We start from the raw sequence: 17,507 nt of genomic DNA, 5'->3' as shown, positions 1-17,507 counted from the left end.
TTTTATTCTACTTTTTGTTCAAAAAAGTTTAAATAAAAATAGCATATACCAACAAAACACGAACTTTATTGCCTCGTTTATAATAATTGAGTGATAAATTCTATTTTTCAATTCAAATACGGATAAATTTCGATTTTTAGGCTAAGGATGCTTTGGTTAAACTTTCTATGAAATAGTTATTGCGCTTTTTATTCTAGCCAATCTTGTTGTATACTTATAGATAGTGATATAAATTTAGGAGGTTAACCCCATGCTTAAAATCGAACAAATTAAAACAGGTTCTATTGAAGAAAACTGTTACTTAATCTATAACGAAAAAAATCTTTTGATTATTGATCCCGGTGCAGAACCTGAAAAAATCGATGCACGCATAAAAAAGACAGAACGAATTCCTAAAGCTATTCTCTTAACTCATACTCACTACGACCATATTGGTGCTGTTGAAGTTCTAAGAAAACAATACAATATTCCTGTTTACGTGAGTCCACTAGAGCAAGAATGGCTATCTAACCCAATCTTGAACCTTTCCGGATTAGGTAGACATAATGACATGCCTGATATTATTGTCAGACCTGCTGAAATGGAATTCCAGTTAACTGATTATGAAATTGGAGGGATGAAATTTTCTGTTGTACCTACTCCAGGCCATTCTATCGGTAGCGTTAGTTTTGTCTTTGATGACTTTGTAGTCACTGGTGATGCCCTTTTCCGAGGCAGCATCGGACGTTCGGATCTCCATACTGGCGACATGCAACAATTACTTCATAGTATTAGAACCTACCTATTTACTTTACCAGAAGAGTTTCCAGCCTATCCTGGACATGGTGACGCGACCACAATCGAGCATGAAATAAAAACAAATCCATTTTTCAATTAATAAACGAGTCTTTGAGGATTTAAATAAAAAGAAGCTTAGGAGGAAATAAAATGTCTGAAACAACGTCACTTTATATTATTCGTCATGGCAAAACAATGTTCAACACAATTGGTCGCACGCAAGGTTGGTCTGACACACCTTTAACAAATGAAGGGGAAAAGGTGATTCAACAATTAGGAATCGGATTAAAGGATGTTCCCTTTAAGGAGGCGTATTCAAGTGATAGCGGTCGAGCAATCCAAACTGCTAAAATCATTTTGAGAGAGCATAGAAATGGAGCTAATATTCCATATGCGACAGATAGCAGAATTCGTGAGTGGTGCTTTGGGTCTTTAGATGGTGGGTATGATGGTGAACTATGGGGAGTTGTTCCAAGAATCTTAGCCTTCAAAAACTATGATGACATGATGAATAACCGTATCTCATATCGTGATTTAGCGGATGCTATTATGAAAGCCGATACCGCTGATTGGGCTGAACCATATGAGAAAATTCGTGAACGGGTTTGGAATGGATTTGAAGATATTGCCCATCGAATAGAAAAAAATGGTGGCGGAAATGTTATGATTGTCTCTCATGGACTGACTATCTCTTTCCTCCTCTCGCTTATTGACTCCTCTTATCCAATGCAAATCAATTTGGAAAATGGCAGTGTAACAAAGCTAACTTATAAAAATGGTACATTCAAAATAGAGTATGTGAATAACACAACCTTTATTGAAGAAGGCAAAAAACAAGGATAATATTAACAAGACGAGGATGAGACAAAACTAATAATCAGTTTTGTTTCATCCTCTAAATCCGATTAAAATGTGGTCAAAAATCTAGGTCTTTGGAAATTTCCCGAAAATCACTCAATCCATAAAGCGTACGGGCGCTTTTCGGTCCAATTTCTCGCCTTAAAGCGACTTCTGTCTCAACCTCGTCTTAATTTATTTCAGCTGATTACTTTTCAATTCTTCAACTGCCGCTTTAGAGTATTTGATTTTTTTCAACGTATCATCGTAATTTTTTGTGGCATATGCAAACAGCAGTACATCAACAATAAATAATTGTGCAGTTAATGAGACGGTGGCTGCACTTCGTAATGGTGCTTCTTCCCCTTTAGAACTGAGTAAAAGGATATCACTAGCTTTACCTAAAGTAGAAACTTCATTCTCAGTAATGCCAATCACTGTCATTTTTCTATCCTGAGCAATTTTAACTAGAGCATTGGTTTCTCTATTTTCCCCTGAATTTGAAATCGCAATAAAAACACTCGTTAAAGGGGTGGTTCCCATTGTAGAAGCAATCAAATGGTGATCTAATGAAGTAAAAACCATTCTTCCCAATCGAGAAAATTTTTGATGAACATCCTGAGCAACTAACGAAGAGGCTCCTACACCATACACAAAAATCAGTTCACTTTTTTCAATGCTTGCCACAGCAGCATCAACAGATTCATCAACAAGTCTTTCTCCTGTTCTCTCCAATACGTGAATTGTCCGTAATTGTAACTTCTCTTTGATAGCAGCAGTTGTTTCTCCGTCTTCTACTTCCGTATACATCGCAACACTTGTTTGGCCTAAGTTCGCTGATAACAGTAATTTCAAATCGGTAAATCCATTAACTTCAATCGAATGGCAGAACCGTATAATTGCTGCTGGACTTGAGCCTGCTTTTTTAGCCAGCTCTTGGGCATTTAAATTAATCACTTCAGCTGTATTTTCTAAAATGTAATCAGCAATTTTTTGTTCAGATTTTGGTAAATACTGTCGATGATCTTTAATGGATAAAATAATATTTTGATTCATAAATTGCCTCACTTTTCTCACTTAGTTGTTTGATTAAAGACTATGTACAATTTTCCTACTCTTATATTATAGCTATAAAATAGAAGAAAGAAAGACCCAGAACAAAGTTCTTTGCCTTTCTTTTTTCATGTCCGATGACTGAATACTTTTTATTCGGCTGCTTGTAGATCTTTAGGAATACCGAAGAAGAATGTTGCTACAAAGCCGCCTGCATAAGCAGCAAGTAGACCTAATACATATGCGAACCATTGATTATTGGCGATTAGCGGAATCAATGCGGCACCACTTGGGCCAATAGCAATTGCTCCAACGTTACCGAATGCTCCAATTACGGCACCCCCAATACCACCACCGACACAAGCTGTGATAAAAGGTCTTCCTAGTGGTAACGTAACTCCGTAAATTAACGGTTCACCAATTCCTAATATCCCAACTGGTAATGCACCTTTAATCATTTCAACTAATTGTGTATCCTTTTTACAACGAACCCATAACGCTAAAGCTGCCCCTACTTGTCCTGCGCCAGCCATCGCTAAAATAGGCAATAACAAGGTCATACCTGTTTGATTGATCATTTCTATATGAATTGGTGTCAACACTTGATGCAAACCAAACATAACCATTGGTAGGAATGAAATCCCTAAGGTAAATCCAGCTAAGATTCCACCTTTTTCCAAAATGATATTAATCGTTCCTACTAGACTATCTGAAATTAATCCTGCTACTGGCATAATAATGAAAATAGTTAATAACCCAATTATTAGCAATGATAGCGTTGGAGTGAAAATAATATCAATCGCATCAGGGATTACTTTACGTAATTGCTTCTCAACCAATGATAATAACCAAACCGCAAAAATTACACCAATAATTCCACCTTGCCCTGCATTTAGCGGTGCACCAGTAAAGATATTATTAATTGGGATTGGTAGTTTTTCAGCATCTAAAGCTAAACCATTTAATAATACTGTACCACCAATAACACCACCTAAAGATGGGGTAGCTCCAAATTCTTTTGCTGCATTAATTCCTGTATAGATTGTTAAATAAGCAAAAATCCCGTTTTTAATCACACTAAACACATTTTGATATTGTATAAATGAAGTAGATAAATCGCCTGCTTGAATCATGTTTTGAATAATTGCTGCAATCCCACCAATTAGACCCGCACCAACAAAGGCAGGAATCATTGGAACAAAAATATTGGCAATAGACTTTAAGACTTTTTTAGTCGGTGTTGCATTATTTGCCTTTTCTTTTTGAGCAGCTTTCATCTGAGCCGCTTTTTCTTCAACTTTTTCTCTTCCCGATAATGTTTCATTTTTTTCTGTAGTATTATTTGCATTAGGGAACGGATCTCCTAGCTTTATGCCAACCATGTCTACCATTTCTTGCGCTACTTTATTGACTGTTCCAGGGCCAACAATAACCTGTAAGGTGTCATCTTCAACAACACCCATTACACCCTCTATTTTCTTTAATCCTTCTAAATTTACTTTACTATAGTCACGAATATCCATTCTTACACGAGTCATACAATGAATTAATTTATCAACGTTTTCTTCTCCGCCAACCTCTTTATAAATTTCCCTAGCAATCCGTTTAATCTTCTCATCTGCCATTTTTTCATCTCCTCCAAATTAATATTTATAGTGTGTTTTTTATAAAATGATTCCCGTCAATTAATTTTTGCTCCGCTTCTTCTTTTGTTGCATTCGTTAAAATCATAACAATCGCTAACTTTACATTTTGATCTGCTTTCTCAAAATAATCCGCTGCTGTTTCATAATCACAAGACGTTGCTTCCATAATAATTCGTTTTGAGCGTTCAACTAGTTTTTCATTCGTAGGTTTTACATCGACCATCAAATTGTTATATACTTTTCCGATACCAATCATCCCAATCGTTGAAATCATATTTAAAATTAACTTCTGCGCTGTTCCTGATTTTAAACGAGTCGATCCTGTTAAAAACTCTGGTCCTGCATCCACTTCAATAGGCATTTGGGCATAATGACTAATTTCAGCTTTTTTATTACAAGAAATCGTAGCTGTAGCTGCTCCAATTGCAGAGGCATATTCTAAACCGCCAATTACATAAGGTGTTCTCCCACTTGCTGCAATTCCAATGACAATATCTTTATCCGTTAAATGGATGCCCATTAGATCTTGTTTCCCGAATTCTTTTGAATCTTCTGCCCCTTCAACTGCAATTGTCATCGCCTCTTGACCACCAGCAATCAACCCTTGAACCATTTCAGGTTCTACACCAAATGTTGGCACACATTCTGCGGCATCAAGTACTCCTAAACGTCCACTAGTGCCTGCGCCCATATAAATCAATCGGCCGCCTTTGTTAAAACTTGCAATGGTTGCTTCAATTACAGGATGAATAGTCTCCAATTCTTTCTCTACAGCAATTGCAACTTGTTGATCTTCTTGGTTCATTTTTATCAAGGCTTCAGAAACACTCATTTCATCTAAGCCCATTGTATTTTTATTTCTTCGTTCAGTTGTCAAATTTTCTAAATTCATTTTATAAAGTTCCTCTCTTTAATAATGTAAATTTTGTTCCAGCTTTAATTAAATCAATCATCGCAGCATCCTCTGCGGTAACTTTAGCTACGGTATTTATCTTTTCATTTTTTGGTAATTTTTTTCTGATTATTTGAATCTCTCCCATATATCTCCCATATTTTTCATTATCTATGGTAATATCACCTTTTTCTCGATCCTCTAATATCTCAGGTTCTATTTGAGGAACTTTCAAGAATCTTGCGTTAGCGCTTCTAATCACATCTCTTGCATCATCTTGACGATTTACATGCTCACCTAAAATATGGTTATAGTATTTGCTACCAATATCTTCCACTTCAATTGGAAAACTTTTTTCTGTATTAAAGAACTCAAACTGATTCATCGTTCTTAAATTAATTGTAGGATCACCAATATAGACGGCATCTACCATAAAATGATTCATTAATTCAACTGCAGCTGTAAAAGGATTTATATAGCGGTGTCTCTCTAGTGTGGGCAACTTTTCAAAAAGTGGCCCTCTTAATACCTCATTGCCTGATACAAACGCATAAACTTGGAATCCCACTTTTTTAAGCCAAGTATTTTTCTCTTTAAGAAAGCGGTCAGATAATCCTGTTTCTGGCCTGGGATAATAATTGTGCCAGACTTCAAAACGAGAAAAATCAGCATCATATTTCTTCAATTCTTGAATATCTATTTCTGTTACAGTACTGGCATTTAAACCAATGTCAATTGTATGGGAAGCATTTGCAATCTGCTCATTACTTATTTCATAATCCATTCTCAATCCTGTCACACCGATATCAGTCATTTCCTTCAATCGACTAAATGATAATCCCGCTCTTTCTAGTGCTTCACCAGAAATATCCACCATTAATTTCATTTTTTCTTCTCTGGCAATTTTTCCTAGCGCTTTTAATCTGTCCAAATAAAGAGTGGCGTCCTCTTCGGGAATATGTAATGAGCTAAAAATACCGTTAAATCCAATTTTTTTCATTTTTTGAATATACATCTTTGTTTCATTTGATAACTCTTCTCCTAAAAATACGGATAACCCATACATTCCAGTCTCGCTCCCCTCTAATACGTTTTCATTATAGCTTAACTGAAATAATATTTCAACTTAAAAATAGATAAAACCGAAAAACCGAAATTTATTTTCGGTTAATTGCAAATAAAAAACCTTTTGGTATAAACCAAAAGATCTTTCCTTAATGCTATTCTGCTGTTGCAGTCCCGACTGCTTCTCCTGCTGTTACGGCACCATTTTTCTCTAGCTCAAAGGATTTCACAGCATCCATATTGGTCAGTACAACAACCATGTCTGCTGATTTACCTGCCGCTTTAATTTCTTCTAAGTTTACTTTTGCAATAAGTGTTGTACTATCAACGGTATTTCCTTCTGAAACTTTCACATCAAAAGGAGACCCTTTTAATTCTACTGTATCTATCCCCATATGCAATAGTACTTCCAAGCCATTAGCCATTCTTAGTCCTACCGCATGCTTAGTTTGAAATACACTTAGCACTTTTCCTTTAACTGGTGAAAAAATCTCCCCTGATTCAGGAATTACAGCATAGCCATCCCCCATCATCTTCTGAGAAAAAACAGGGTCGCTAACTTTATCAATTGGAATTAAATTTCCAGTTGCGATAGCATATATTTCATTATTAGACTCAACTGACTCATTCTTTTTCTTTTTCAAAAATCCAAACATTATTTATTTCCCTCCAATTAAATGAATAGTATTAGTATAAAAAAATATTTCAAAAAAAACAATGACTAACTATTGATATTCTGATTTTTTAAAACAAAACTAATAATCCCATTGGTTTTTTGGTATACTTATAAGGTATAATGAAATGGTTTACTGATTATTGTTTATTGGAAAGGAATGAAACTATGCTTTTATCTAATCTTTGGAAAGCAATTATTCTAGGTATTATTGAAGGTATCACAGAGTGGCTTCCTATTAGTAGTACTGGTCATTTAATTTTAGTTGATGAATTTATTAAGATGAATCTTAGTAAAGATTTTATGGAAATGTTTAATGTTGTGATTCAGTTGGGGGCTATTATGGCCGTGGTTGTGTTATTTTTCCATAAGCTCAACCCTTTTTCTCCCCAAAAATCAGAAATACAGAAAAAAGATACCTGGATACTTTGGTCAAAAGTACTTGTGGCGTGTGTTCCTGCTGCAATTATCGGATTTCTTCTGGACGACTGGTTTGAAGCTAAATTTCATAACTTTTTAACAGTCTCTATTATGCTGATTGTCTATGGGATTGCATTTATTGTTATCGAAAAAAGAAATCGTGGAAAACAGCCTAAATGTACAAATTTGAACCACTTTACTTATAAAGCAGCTGCTGTTGTTGGATTCTTCCAAGTTCTTTCATTGGTTCCTGGCACATCACGTTCTGGTGCAACTATTCTTGGCGCTATTTTAATAGGTGCTTCTCGTTTTGTAGCTACTGAATTTTCTTTTTTCTTGGGAATTCCTGTAATGTTTGGCGCTAGCTTTCTAAAAATAGTGAAGTTCTTAGCAAAAGGAAACAGCTTTGGTTTCTCAGAAATTTTTATTTTGCTAGTGGGTTCTATTGTTGCTTTTCTTGTATCAGTAATTGTTATTAAATTCTTATTAAATTACATCCGAAGAAATGACTTTACAGCCTTTGGTTGGTATCGTATCGTTCTCGGAGTATTCTTAATCGGCTACTGGTTATTCTCATAAAAAAAACGTCAAAGAAGTAGGCAAGTGCTTTGCTTCTTTGACGCTTTTTTTCTCTATTTTGCATCCATTTCTTCCAAGAACTCTGTTAAATAATTCTCTAAAAATTGTTGCCGTTTCTTACCAATTCTTTTGGCATAATCTGTATTTAATAAGTTATTTAACGTTAGTATTTTTTCATAGAAATGATTTATTGTTGTTTCGTCTCCTGTACGATACTCTTCTTTGGATGTCAGCTTTCTCGGAGCTATTTTAGGATCATATAATTTTCTGCCTTTCGCTCCACCATAATACAATGTCCGAGCGATTCCTATTGCTCCCATCGAATCTAGTCGATCTGCATCTTGCACAATTTTGCCTTCAAGGGATAGTTCTTCCTGTGTGCCTGATAAGCTTTTACTAAAGGACATATTTTTAATGATATGAATAATGTGCTCTATTTCAACTGGTTCCAGCTTTATTTCTTCAAGAAAATCTACCAATTGTTTGAAAGCTTCCGTTTCATCCTTAACTACTTTATCATCGACAGTATCGTGTAAATAGGCAGCTGCTATAACAATAAATTGATTACAATTTTCTGATTCAGCTATTTTTTCTGCCATCCTTACGACTCGTTCAATATGATCCAAGCCATGTCCTGTTTTGTCATTAGCCAACACTTTTCTAGTATAAACCTTAATTTTTTCTAGCTTTTCCTCCAAGCTAACCCCACCTTTTTATCAAAAAAAGCCCCTTAGTCAACTGTTTCATTTGAAGTCTTTGAATAGCAGGAGCTCTGCCATATTTAACTATTTTTAATGACTAAACCAGCTATTAAATCTGCTGCCGCTTCACTAGCATTTAAGATTCCCTCAAATTTTGTATAAATGTCTTTCCACCTAACAATCTCTACAGGATCCTTTTCATTGGCAAAAAGATGTCTAAGGGATTCACTGTATAGCTCATCAGCTTTGGCCTCAATCGCATTCACTTCTTCAATCATCGAAATCAAGGTTTTTGAATTTTTAAATTTAGCAAATTCTTTTGTTGCAGTAAGGACACCATCTACGGCCTCTACAGCGTACTTTGCAAATAAAATTGTATTCTCTCTTAATTCTTCAACTACTAAGCAACTTAGTGAATAAGAGGTGCTGTTAATACTATCTAAAACATCATCCAAGCGATCTGTAATTTCAACAATATCTTCTCGATCAATCGGAGTAATAAAGGATACGTATAGTTCTCTCAAAATTTTTGAGACAATCTGATCTCCTTCTTTTTCTAAAAGATGGATCTTTTCTTTCTCTTTTTCTAACCCTTCAAGTGAATAGTCTAAAACGATTTCTTCCAAAATAAGTGCCGCTTTATAAGCATTTTTTGCTAAATGCTCTAACTCACCAAAATAATCAAATTGTTTTTTACGCGCCATGTCTCTCTCTCCTTAAAATATTGCTACGAATAATTTTGCCATAAAAAAAGCAATCAAACCACAGCCTGGAAATGTTAGTATCCAAGCTATCAGCATATCTTTTACTATTTTCCAGTCCACACTAGATATACGTTTAGAAGCACCAACTCCCATAATTGCCGTTGTTTTCGTATGAGTTGTTGATACTGGAATTCCAAAAATTGACGCCAAAAACAAGCAAATCGCCGCACTTAAATCAGCAGCAAATCCTTGGTAGCGCTCTAATTTTACCATATCCATTCCTACAGATTTTATTATTCTCATTCCTCCAACAGAAGTACCTATCCCCATCGTAATGGAACAAAGAGCCATCACCCATAGTGGAATTTCAAATCCTGAACCAGTCTTTTCGGCCATATTGTTATAAAAAAGCCCTAACATGAAGACTCCCATAAATTTTTGTCCATCTTGGGCACCATGAAGAAAAGCATTCGCTGCTGCGCCAAAAGCTTGCCCATAGGTAAATACTTTATTTGCTGTCTTTCTAGCAACATTAGAAAAAATTAACACAATCAATTTAGTGATAAGATAACCTCCACCAAATCCCATAACGGTTGATACAACAAGACCAATAATTACTTTTGTCCATTCACCACCATTAACAGCTCCTAAACCACCTAAAGCCATTGCAGATCCTGTTAATCCAGCAATCAAAGCATGACTCTCACTAGTAGGAATTCCAAAATACCAGGCTGCTACTGCCCAAACTACAATTGAAAACAAAGAAGCTGCTAAAGCAACTTGTGACGCATTCCCCTGTGCTTCAAAGCTTACAATATTACTAATAGTTTCTGCTACTTGCGCATTGAAGTAAGTCATTACTAATGCACCTAAAAAGTTCATTACAACAGCCATCCAAATTGCTACATTTGGCTTCAGCACTCTCGTCGAGACAGCGGTTGCAATTGCATTCGGCGCATCAGTCCAGCCATTGACAAAAATAACCCCCATCACAAGCGTCACAGTTACAATCAAAGAAATATTCACATCGACACCACCATTTTCATTTTTCCCTTGTATGATAGCATATTTTAAAAGAAAAGTATCCTCTTTTCGATATTTTTAAAACCGAAATTTTTTTTAACTTAAAACTTTCTTTTTCCCTGATAACAATCTGCTTTTAAATAAGCTCCTTTGCTGAAAACTTACATCTAAAAAACTACAGTAAACTTAACTCATTTCCACTTTTATTCCTGTTAAGGAAAAAAACTTGTCATCTTTTATTGCAATGACTCAATGGATTAGGTATAATGATTACTGTTGAATTACATATGGATATTCCATTGTAAGACCCTATTTTATCGGAGGTGAAATAAATGCCAAATATTGAATCTGCAATCAAACGTGTCCGCACTAATGCGAACGCTAATGCAAAAAATTCATCTCAAACAAACGCTATGCGTACAGCAATCAAGAAATTTGAAGACGCTGTTGCTGCTGGTGCTGACAATGTAGATGCATTATATAAAGATGCTGTTAAAGCTGTTGATATGGCTGAAACTAAAGGTTTAATCCATAAAAACAAAGCAAACCGCGATAAAGTTCGTTTAAGCAAAAAAGTAGCAAAATAAGTTTTTCCTAGAAGTTGGCTTTTGTAGCTAACTTCTTTTTTTTGCCAAAAAAGTAGGTTCTCACTTCAAGAAAATGAGGTGGAGACAGACGTCGTTTTGGGGCGAGGAATTGGACTGAAAAGGGCACCATACGCGTTATGTATTGAGTGATTTTCGGGAAATTTCCGAAGCCTCAGACTTTTGACCTGTTTAGAGGATGAAACAAAACTGATTTTTAGTTTTGTTTCATCCTCATACTCTGTTTATCTTCTATTTTTTAGCTTGAGCCGATAACTTAAGAATAAATAACTCAAACAATAATTCCTTATCTATTTGTCCTGTTTTGATTTTAAAATCATTTTCGACTAGTTCATCGTAAATTTCTTCAAGACGGCTTAAATCGAATCTCCTGACCTGCTGTAAGGCTAATTTCACACGATAAGGATGGATTTTTAATGTCTCAGCAATATTTGCCTGTTGATAACCTAATTTTGCTAAAATCTTCGTTTGCAAAAACAAACGAATTTGATTAAGTAAAATGGCATTCAGCTTAATAGTCTCTTCTCCCTGCAATAATAAATCTTCATAGAGTTGAATTGCTTTTTCACCATTCCCTGATAATACATCATTGGTCAAATCGAAGACATTATGTTCTAGAGACTTAGGAACCAACTCTTTTACACTATTTAAGGTAATTATCTTATCTTCTGAAGCATATAGAAATAGCTTTTGTAACTCTCCCATCACTTTTGACAAATTTAAATCTGTTAATTGTAACAACAAGTCAAATGCTTCAGGTCGAATTTCATAGCCACTGCTTTGAATTGTCTGGCCAACATACTGTTTGACTTCCGACTCCCCCATCGGCTTTACTTCAACTAATTTCGCTGCTTTTTTCAACGCTTTTGTGACTTTTTTCCGTTCGTCCAATTTTTCTACATCCGCAATAAACACCAACACTGTGGAGGGAGATGGTTGTCCCAAGTACTTCATCAAGCTATCTATATCATGATCGATGCCATTATTTTTCCGCTCTGCTGTCAAAAAGTATGGTTGTTCAATAAAAACCAAGCGATACTCTCCAAAAAAAGGAATCGTTTCAGCTTCTTCAAGGGCTACCGCTAAAGGAACTTCATTCATGTCAAACGAAGAAAAATTTAACTGGTCATCTTCTGTCTTCAATAACTGACTCATTATTTCCGTTTTAAACAACTCTATTAGATAATCTTCTGTTCCTAAAAGTAAATATATTGGAGCAAATTTTTGCTCTCTGATGTCTTTTAATATTCCTTGTAAATTCATATTCGACCTCATTTCTCTTTTACATCCTATCATGTCATTCTAAGAAATGCTAGTCCTGTTCTTTTATAATTTTTGCTTGATGTAACGTCCCTATTCCATACCATTCATAATAAATCATTCCCATCGTATCTGTTCTAAAAACAGACGTTTGATTTCTTTCTAAAACCTGTATAGTTTCTTCATTTGGATGCTTAAAACGATTGTTTCTTCCACATGAAATAATTGCTTCCTTCGGTTGAAAATTTTGAACAAAAGAATCGGTTGTGGAAGTTTTACTTCCGTGGTGTCCGACTTTCAAAACATCGATGGTTTGATTCGGGTATCTTCTCACCAATTCCTGTTCTCCTCGCTTTTCTAAATCGCCTGTAAACAAAAAGCGACGTTTAGCAATTATTGTTTGAATAACTAAAGAATCATCGTTTCCTCCAATTCCTGAATTCTTAGGTGCCAAAATTTGCAAATCAAAACAACTCTCTAACTTATCGTTTGCCAGAATTGCATAGCACTTTGTTCCTGTTTTTTGCAAAATCCTTATCGCTTTAGAAAATTCTTGACTCTTTTCTGTTCCGCTGGGAAAATAAAGCGCACGAACTGGGATTTTTTCATTAATTTTCACCAAATCGCCAAAATGATCTGCATGTCCATGTGTAATAAAAACCTTGTCTAAACACTGAACGCCTTGACTTTTTAAAAATGGAATCACTGAATACTCTGCATTTATTCTTTTACTTGCTGATTTTGCCCAGCTCTCTTTCTCAAAATCCATTTTTCCACCTGTATCAATTAATATATTTTCTTGATGAAACGGTGCCTGCAGAAAAATACTATCCCCTTGCCCCACATCAATAAAAGCAACCATTCCTTTAGAAGTAAGATATTTATGATTTAAAATCAAAATCAACAACGCAAGAACAAACCATGCCTTATTAGATTTTTTCTCTAAATAATAAACAAACAACAAAATTGAAATAAAACTTCCTACAAACAGAAATTTTGAAAAGCTACCAATGACCAGTTTGTATGATAGGTACTTATTTAGCCAATAAAAAAGGGTCGTTTGCAAGGTGAAATAATATTCCAGTCCTTGAATCCAATAACGAAATTGACTAAAAAAAGACACAAAAAAACTAATACTCAGCAAGGGCAACAATACTTTCTCAAAATAAGGTAATAATAAAAATGTGAAATAAATACCGGCAAATTGCCATTCAAAAAAAGAAATACCTATAATTGGGATCGTACAAATATTTAGTAGTAAGGAAAAAACAAATGATCTTCCTAAACTACTTTTTACTTGTTTACTAATTGGATGAATATAGAGAATGAAAAATGATAACATGTAACTTAACTGCCCAGCTACCGAAAACAGAATGTAAGGATGAATAAATATAGAAATTAATAAGCTTATACTCCAGCAATCTAATGTAGAGATTTTCACATTAAATCTTTCTTTAGCTGCATTTATATTGGCTTGCATCAACGCTCTAATCACACTGATTGAATAACCTGTTAATCCCGCATAAATAAATGAAAAAAATACTTGTAGCCAAAATACTTTTTCAACGCTTATTCCTATTCTTAAAAGAAAATACCGAAATAAGAGAATAAAAAACACAACATGCATTCCTGAAAGACTAAAAAGATGAAGGATTCCTAATTCAGCAAGAATCGCGCTAAATTCCGAAAATTCATTTGTTTTGTATCCTAGAAGCAATACTTTAATATACTGAGCTGTTTCTTTAAAAAACACTCTCTCACAATGTAAAATCAACGATTTGCGTAACATGCTTAACCATTGGGGAATTTGCAACATACTAGGGCGACTTGCTTGTATTTTATTCAGACTAGTTACTTTTATAGTTTGGTAAATCCCTTTCTCTTTTAGATACTTACGATAATCAAATCCATTTAAATTTGTCTGCCCGATTGGTTTCTCAAATGTGCCGGATAAATAGAGTTTAACAGGGACTTTTATGTTTGCCCATACGCTCTTTTCTTTTTCTGAACTTATTTTGTAAGATGCGATTACTTTCAAACCATTTATTTTTGCTCCTGTAAAAATTCCTTCCAACTGTAACTGATCCCCATCGACTCTAATTTTATCAGGTAATACAAACAGAACTCCTGTTGACTCAAACGGTTCGGAAATGTTGCACTTCGTTTCTTTCAATTCTAAATACATGCAATTGCATAAAACAAAAAAACTGCACAAAAAACTTACACAAATTACATGCTTGTTTCTTGTACAGAATATTCTAACAACTAAATACCCCACAAAAATAATAGTCCATAGGCTAAACTGTTTACTTGCAAAGACCGTTCCTATAACCAAAAGAACTGGGAAAATCCAGTAATTATTTATTTGTTGGATCTGCATCTTCTAAAGAAGCAAACTCCTCTTCCCCTAATTGTAATTCAGCAAAATATTTTTTGGAAAGCGTTACTTGTTCTACACTAGCACCAACTTGTTGAATCAGGTCTAACGCGTAAGGATCATTGCGATAATCCTTTAGATAGTGAATCTTTTTAATTCCTGCTTGCAAAATCATTTTCGTACACTGCAAACAAGGAAAATGGGTCACATAAATCTCTGCATTTTCTGTTGGGATACCAAATTTTGCACATTGCAAGATAGCATTCATTTCTGCATGAATCGTACGAACGCAATGATTATCAACGACATAGCAACCATCATCCATGCAATGGACATCTCCACTAACAGAACCATTATAGCCTCCAGCAATAATCCGCTTATCACGAACAATTGTTGCCCCCACTTCTAATCTAGTACAAGTACTTCTCAAAGATAATAACACACTCTGAGCCATAAAATATTGATCCCAAGGAATTCTTTCAAAAACCATTTAACACACCACTCAATCTATGTTTATTTCAATTTGTCACTTTTAGAATATTTTGCTTAATTATTTTATAGGATATACAAATAGTAAGTTATAGAAAAAGTCTAGTCAAGAAGCTAGACAAGAAATTTCTTTATATATTAAGAAACTGTAATTTGATCTTTTAATTTTTCAAAGGTCTTCTCTCCGATACCTGAAATATTTTTTAAATCTTCTACTGATTTAAAACCACCTTTTTGTTCTCGATAACGAATGATTTCTTGCGCTTTCTTTCCACCAACGCCCGTTAAGGCTTGCAACTCCGTTTCGCTCGCTTTATTCAAGTCTATTTTATTCATTGTTGAATTATTTTCTTTATCTTGATTATTTTCATTACTCACTTCTTTAAGTATTTCAGGAAGAACTTCACCGTGGACTGGAATATAAATTACCATCTGATCAGAAATTCGTTGAGAAAAATTCACTTGTTTTGTATCTGCATTTTCTTTGACTCCCCCAGCTAGTCCAACAACATCCCAAACTCGCATTGCTCCTTGTACTTCATACATGCCAGGATTTTTTACTGCTCCTTTTACATCCACAAATATATCCAAGTTCTGCTCTTTTTTTATTTGCTTAGTACTCTCAATTTGTTTGGAACTTTCATTAGTAACAGTTGTAGATTCTTCTTGAAAAGAAAACTCTGCTTCATTTTTTTCTGACGGTCTTAATAGCCAAATAATGGTGACCATAAGAATAAGAATCCCTACAATTCCTCCCAAAATGTAGTACTTGTATTTTCTTACTAAGCCATTTAGTAACATCTATTTCCCTCCCTCAATGGTAAAATACGCAAAAAAACTGTCACTTCGTTAAAAAGAGACAGTCTTTTTTAATAAAACTCTATTTTCAAACAATTCTAAAATTATTCATTCAAGTATGCTATTTAGTCCTCGTAGATGATGGCGATATCAAAAATTTACCTTCAAAAATTGAAAGAAGCAAATTTTCTTTCGTTAGATCCCCAGAATCGTATCATTCAAAAATTACATATTTTTTATAGGCTCCGGATAATAATCAAACATTGGTCCTGATAGCGTAAACTCAAAACTGTCTCTGTCAACCAAACCAACGACCTGATTACTATAATATAGTTCCAAAAGAAATTCTGCCATTTCTTGACTGGTGTGAAATTGTTTAAAGCTTTTTTGATAATCATAAGACGCTGAGTTATTTGCCACTTGAGCAAATTCCGTTTCAGTTGCAGCTGGGGCTAAAATTTTTGCCTGCAAACTTGCCTGTTTAGCTTTCAACTCCAAAGCAAGACCCTCGGTAAAGGCACTGACATAAAACTTACTCGCACAATAAGTGACAGCATTTTGGACATTTTTATAGCCACCTGCTGAAGAAACATTGATTAGCTGAGCCCCTTCAATCATTTCGTAATCAGCAACATAACAAGTAGATAAAACGGTTAAAGCTTCAATATTTAATTGAATCAATTGGTAAATTTTTTCCATACTTTGGTCTGCAACAGAGCCATAATAACCAAGACCAGCATTATTAATCCACGTTTCCACTTGATAGGCTTTTGTCTCTTCGTAAAAAGCTAAAACCTCTTCTCTATCCGACAAATCTTTGATGATTAAAACAATCTGTACTGTAGGATATTCTTTTAGTAGCTCTGCTTTTAATAACTGCAACTTTTGTTTGCGCCTTGCAACTAGAATTAAATTTTTCCCTTTCTTTGCAAAAGCTCTTGCCGTTTCTAAGCCAATGCCTGAACTAGCACCTGTAATTACTGTGTATTTCATGAATACATTCCTCCTATCAAAATTGTTTAGTGATACAATAGGAGTATATCCCTTAGAGGAGACTCTAAGGGAAGTGAAATAAAAATAAAGGAGAAAGATAGCATCGTGGCAGAGACAATTAGTGAATTTTCCAAAAATACGCAGATTAGTGAGCACACATTAAGATATTATGAAAAAGAAGGGCTATTGAAACCTATTAGAGATAAACTCAACTATCGTTTATACTCAGAAAAAGATTATGAATGGATACACTTTATTAATAAATTGAAACGCACCGGTATTTCTTTAAAAGAGATAAAACGCTATGCTTACTTAAGAGAAATAGGTGATGAAACCATTGCAGAAAGAAAAGAATTACTTCTGAAACATCGCAAAACGCTTGTAGAAAAATATGAAAAAGCCAAAGAAAACCTTTCCCTACTGGATGATAAAATTACCTTATATCAAAAAATGGAGCAAGCTCAGAAATCAACTGAATAAATTTATATTAAAATTTGGTATGTAAGTCCTGATAAACTAAGAGAGTGGGACAATAAACTACTATTTATAGAAAACAGAGACGATTTTGACTATTATTATCAAAATCGTCTCTGTTTTTTCTTTTGAAAGAGCTTT

At 34.6% G+C, this 17,507-nt stretch carries 18 protein-coding genes; 5 read left to right on the top strand and 13 right to left on the bottom strand.

Translation table 11 applies throughout. The features are described 5' to 3' along the window. Positions 1-250 precede the first annotated feature (250 nt). Complete coding sequence (locus BCR26_RS10500; RefSeq protein WP_069698944.1) at positions 251-877, top strand: MBL fold metallo-hydrolase; 627 nt, start codon at positions 251-253, stop codon at positions 875-877. 50 nt (positions 878-927) lie between these two features. Further along, complete coding sequence (locus tag BCR26_RS10495) at positions 928-1,620, top strand: histidine phosphatase family protein (protein WP_069698943.1); 693 nt, start codon at positions 928-930, stop codon at positions 1,618-1,620. Positions 1,621-1,809: 189 nt separating this feature from the next. Here the strand turns inward: BCR26_RS10495 and BCR26_RS10490 are convergent, their stop codons facing one another. The 5 genes from BCR26_RS10490 to BCR26_RS10470 all read right to left on the bottom strand — a co-directional run bounded on the left by BCR26_RS10490 (position 1,810) and on the right by BCR26_RS10470 (position 6,926). Then, the gene (locus tag BCR26_RS10490; RefSeq protein ID WP_069698942.1) at positions 1,810-2,670 is read right to left on the bottom strand and encodes a MurR/RpiR family transcriptional regulator; all 861 of its coding nucleotides are present in this window, start codon (positions 2,668-2,670) and stop codon (positions 1,810-1,812) included. 149 nt (positions 2,671-2,819) lie between these two features. After that, positions 2,820-4,292 (bottom strand): PTS transporter subunit EIIC, encoded by a 1,473-nt coding sequence (locus BCR26_RS10485; RefSeq protein WP_069698941.1) that lies wholly within the window; start codon positions 4,290-4,292, stop codon positions 2,820-2,822. A 25-nt stretch (positions 4,293-4,317) separates the two neighbouring features. Then, positions 4,318-5,205, bottom strand: a complete 888-nt coding sequence (murQ, locus tag BCR26_RS10480) for an N-acetylmuramic acid 6-phosphate etherase (protein WP_069698940.1) — start codon at positions 5,203-5,205, stop codon at positions 4,318-4,320. A gap of 1 nt (position 5,206) precedes the next feature. Further along, positions 5,207-6,271, bottom strand: a complete 1,065-nt coding sequence (locus tag BCR26_RS10475; RefSeq protein WP_069698939.1) for a DUF871 domain-containing protein — start codon at positions 6,269-6,271, stop codon at positions 5,207-5,209. Between the two features lie 154 nt (positions 6,272-6,425). Then, the gene (locus BCR26_RS10470) at positions 6,426-6,926 is read right to left on the bottom strand and encodes a PTS sugar transporter subunit IIA (RefSeq protein WP_069698938.1); all 501 of its coding nucleotides are present in this window, start codon (positions 6,924-6,926) and stop codon (positions 6,426-6,428) included. A gap of 185 nt (positions 6,927-7,111) precedes the next feature. On the opposite strand from BCR26_RS10470, the gene BCR26_RS10465 reads away from it, so the two are divergent. Then, positions 7,112-7,942, top strand: a complete 831-nt coding sequence (locus BCR26_RS10465) for an undecaprenyl-diphosphate phosphatase (protein WP_069698937.1) — start codon at positions 7,112-7,114, stop codon at positions 7,940-7,942. 53 nt (positions 7,943-7,995) lie between these two features. Here BCR26_RS10465 and BCR26_RS10460 read toward each other — a convergent pair whose 3' ends face one another. The 3 genes from BCR26_RS10460 to BCR26_RS10450 all read right to left on the bottom strand — a co-directional run bounded on the left by BCR26_RS10460 (position 7,996) and on the right by BCR26_RS10450 (position 10,337). Next, positions 7,996-8,640, bottom strand: a complete 645-nt coding sequence (locus tag BCR26_RS10460) for an HD domain-containing protein (protein ID WP_069698936.1) — start codon at positions 8,638-8,640, stop codon at positions 7,996-7,998. An 83-nt stretch (positions 8,641-8,723) separates the two neighbouring features. Next, positions 8,724-9,347: a DUF47 domain-containing protein gene (locus BCR26_RS10455; RefSeq protein ID WP_069698935.1), complete on the bottom strand. Its 624-nt coding sequence runs from the start codon at positions 9,345-9,347 to the stop codon at positions 8,724-8,726. Positions 9,348-9,359: 12 nt separating this feature from the next. After that, the gene (locus BCR26_RS10450) at positions 9,360-10,337 is read right to left on the bottom strand and encodes an inorganic phosphate transporter (RefSeq protein ID WP_139124932.1); all 978 of its coding nucleotides are present in this window, start codon (positions 10,335-10,337) and stop codon (positions 9,360-9,362) included. 365 nt (positions 10,338-10,702) lie between these two features. On the opposite strand from BCR26_RS10450, the gene rpsT reads away from it, so the two are divergent. Next, positions 10,703-10,957, top strand: a complete 255-nt coding sequence (rpsT, locus tag BCR26_RS10445; protein ID WP_069698933.1) for a 30S ribosomal protein S20 — start codon at positions 10,703-10,705, stop codon at positions 10,955-10,957. A 249-nt stretch (positions 10,958-11,206) separates the two neighbouring features. On the opposite strand, the gene holA is transcribed toward rpsT, so the two are convergent. The 5 genes from holA to BCR26_RS10420 all read right to left on the bottom strand — a co-directional run bounded on the left by holA (position 11,207) and on the right by BCR26_RS10420 (position 16,892). Further along, complete coding sequence (gene holA, locus BCR26_RS10440) at positions 11,207-12,238, bottom strand: DNA polymerase III subunit delta (RefSeq protein WP_069698932.1); 1,032 nt, start codon at positions 12,236-12,238, stop codon at positions 11,207-11,209. Positions 12,239-12,287: 49 nt separating this feature from the next. Continuing rightward, a complete protein-coding gene (locus BCR26_RS10435; RefSeq protein WP_069698931.1) occupies positions 12,288-14,615 on the bottom strand; it encodes a DNA internalization-related competence protein ComEC/Rec2 in 2,328 nt (775 codons plus the stop codon). Then, positions 14,593-15,102, bottom strand: coding sequence for a ComE operon protein 2 (locus BCR26_RS10430; protein WP_069698930.1), 510 nt, complete (start codon positions 15,100-15,102; stop codon positions 14,593-14,595). Before BCR26_RS10430 ends, BCR26_RS10435 begins: the two co-directional genes overlap by 23 nt. A gap of 137 nt (positions 15,103-15,239) precedes the next feature. Further along, on the bottom strand, positions 15,240-15,902 hold the full coding sequence (locus tag BCR26_RS10425) for a helix-hairpin-helix domain-containing protein (protein ID WP_069698929.1): 663 nt from the start codon (positions 15,900-15,902) through the stop codon (positions 15,240-15,242). A gap of 222 nt (positions 15,903-16,124) precedes the next feature. Beyond that, entirely contained in the window at positions 16,125-16,892 is a 768-nt protein-coding gene (locus tag BCR26_RS10420; RefSeq protein ID WP_069698928.1) for an SDR family NAD(P)-dependent oxidoreductase, read from the bottom strand. 105 nt (positions 16,893-16,997) lie between these two features. Between BCR26_RS10420 and BCR26_RS10415 the strand changes: the two genes are divergently transcribed. Continuing rightward, a complete protein-coding gene (locus tag BCR26_RS10415; RefSeq protein WP_069698927.1) occupies positions 16,998-17,372 on the top strand; it encodes a MerR family transcriptional regulator in 375 nt (124 codons plus the stop codon). The last annotated feature ends 135 nt before the right edge of the window (positions 17,373-17,507 follow it).

It is taken from the genome of Enterococcus rivorum (assembly GCF_001742285.1).
Lineage (GTDB): Bacteria > Bacillota > Bacilli > Lactobacillales > Enterococcaceae > Enterococcus_L > Enterococcus_L rivorum.
The sequence above is the reverse complement of the archived record's forward strand: the minus strand, read 5'-3'. Positions and strand labels throughout refer to the sequence as shown.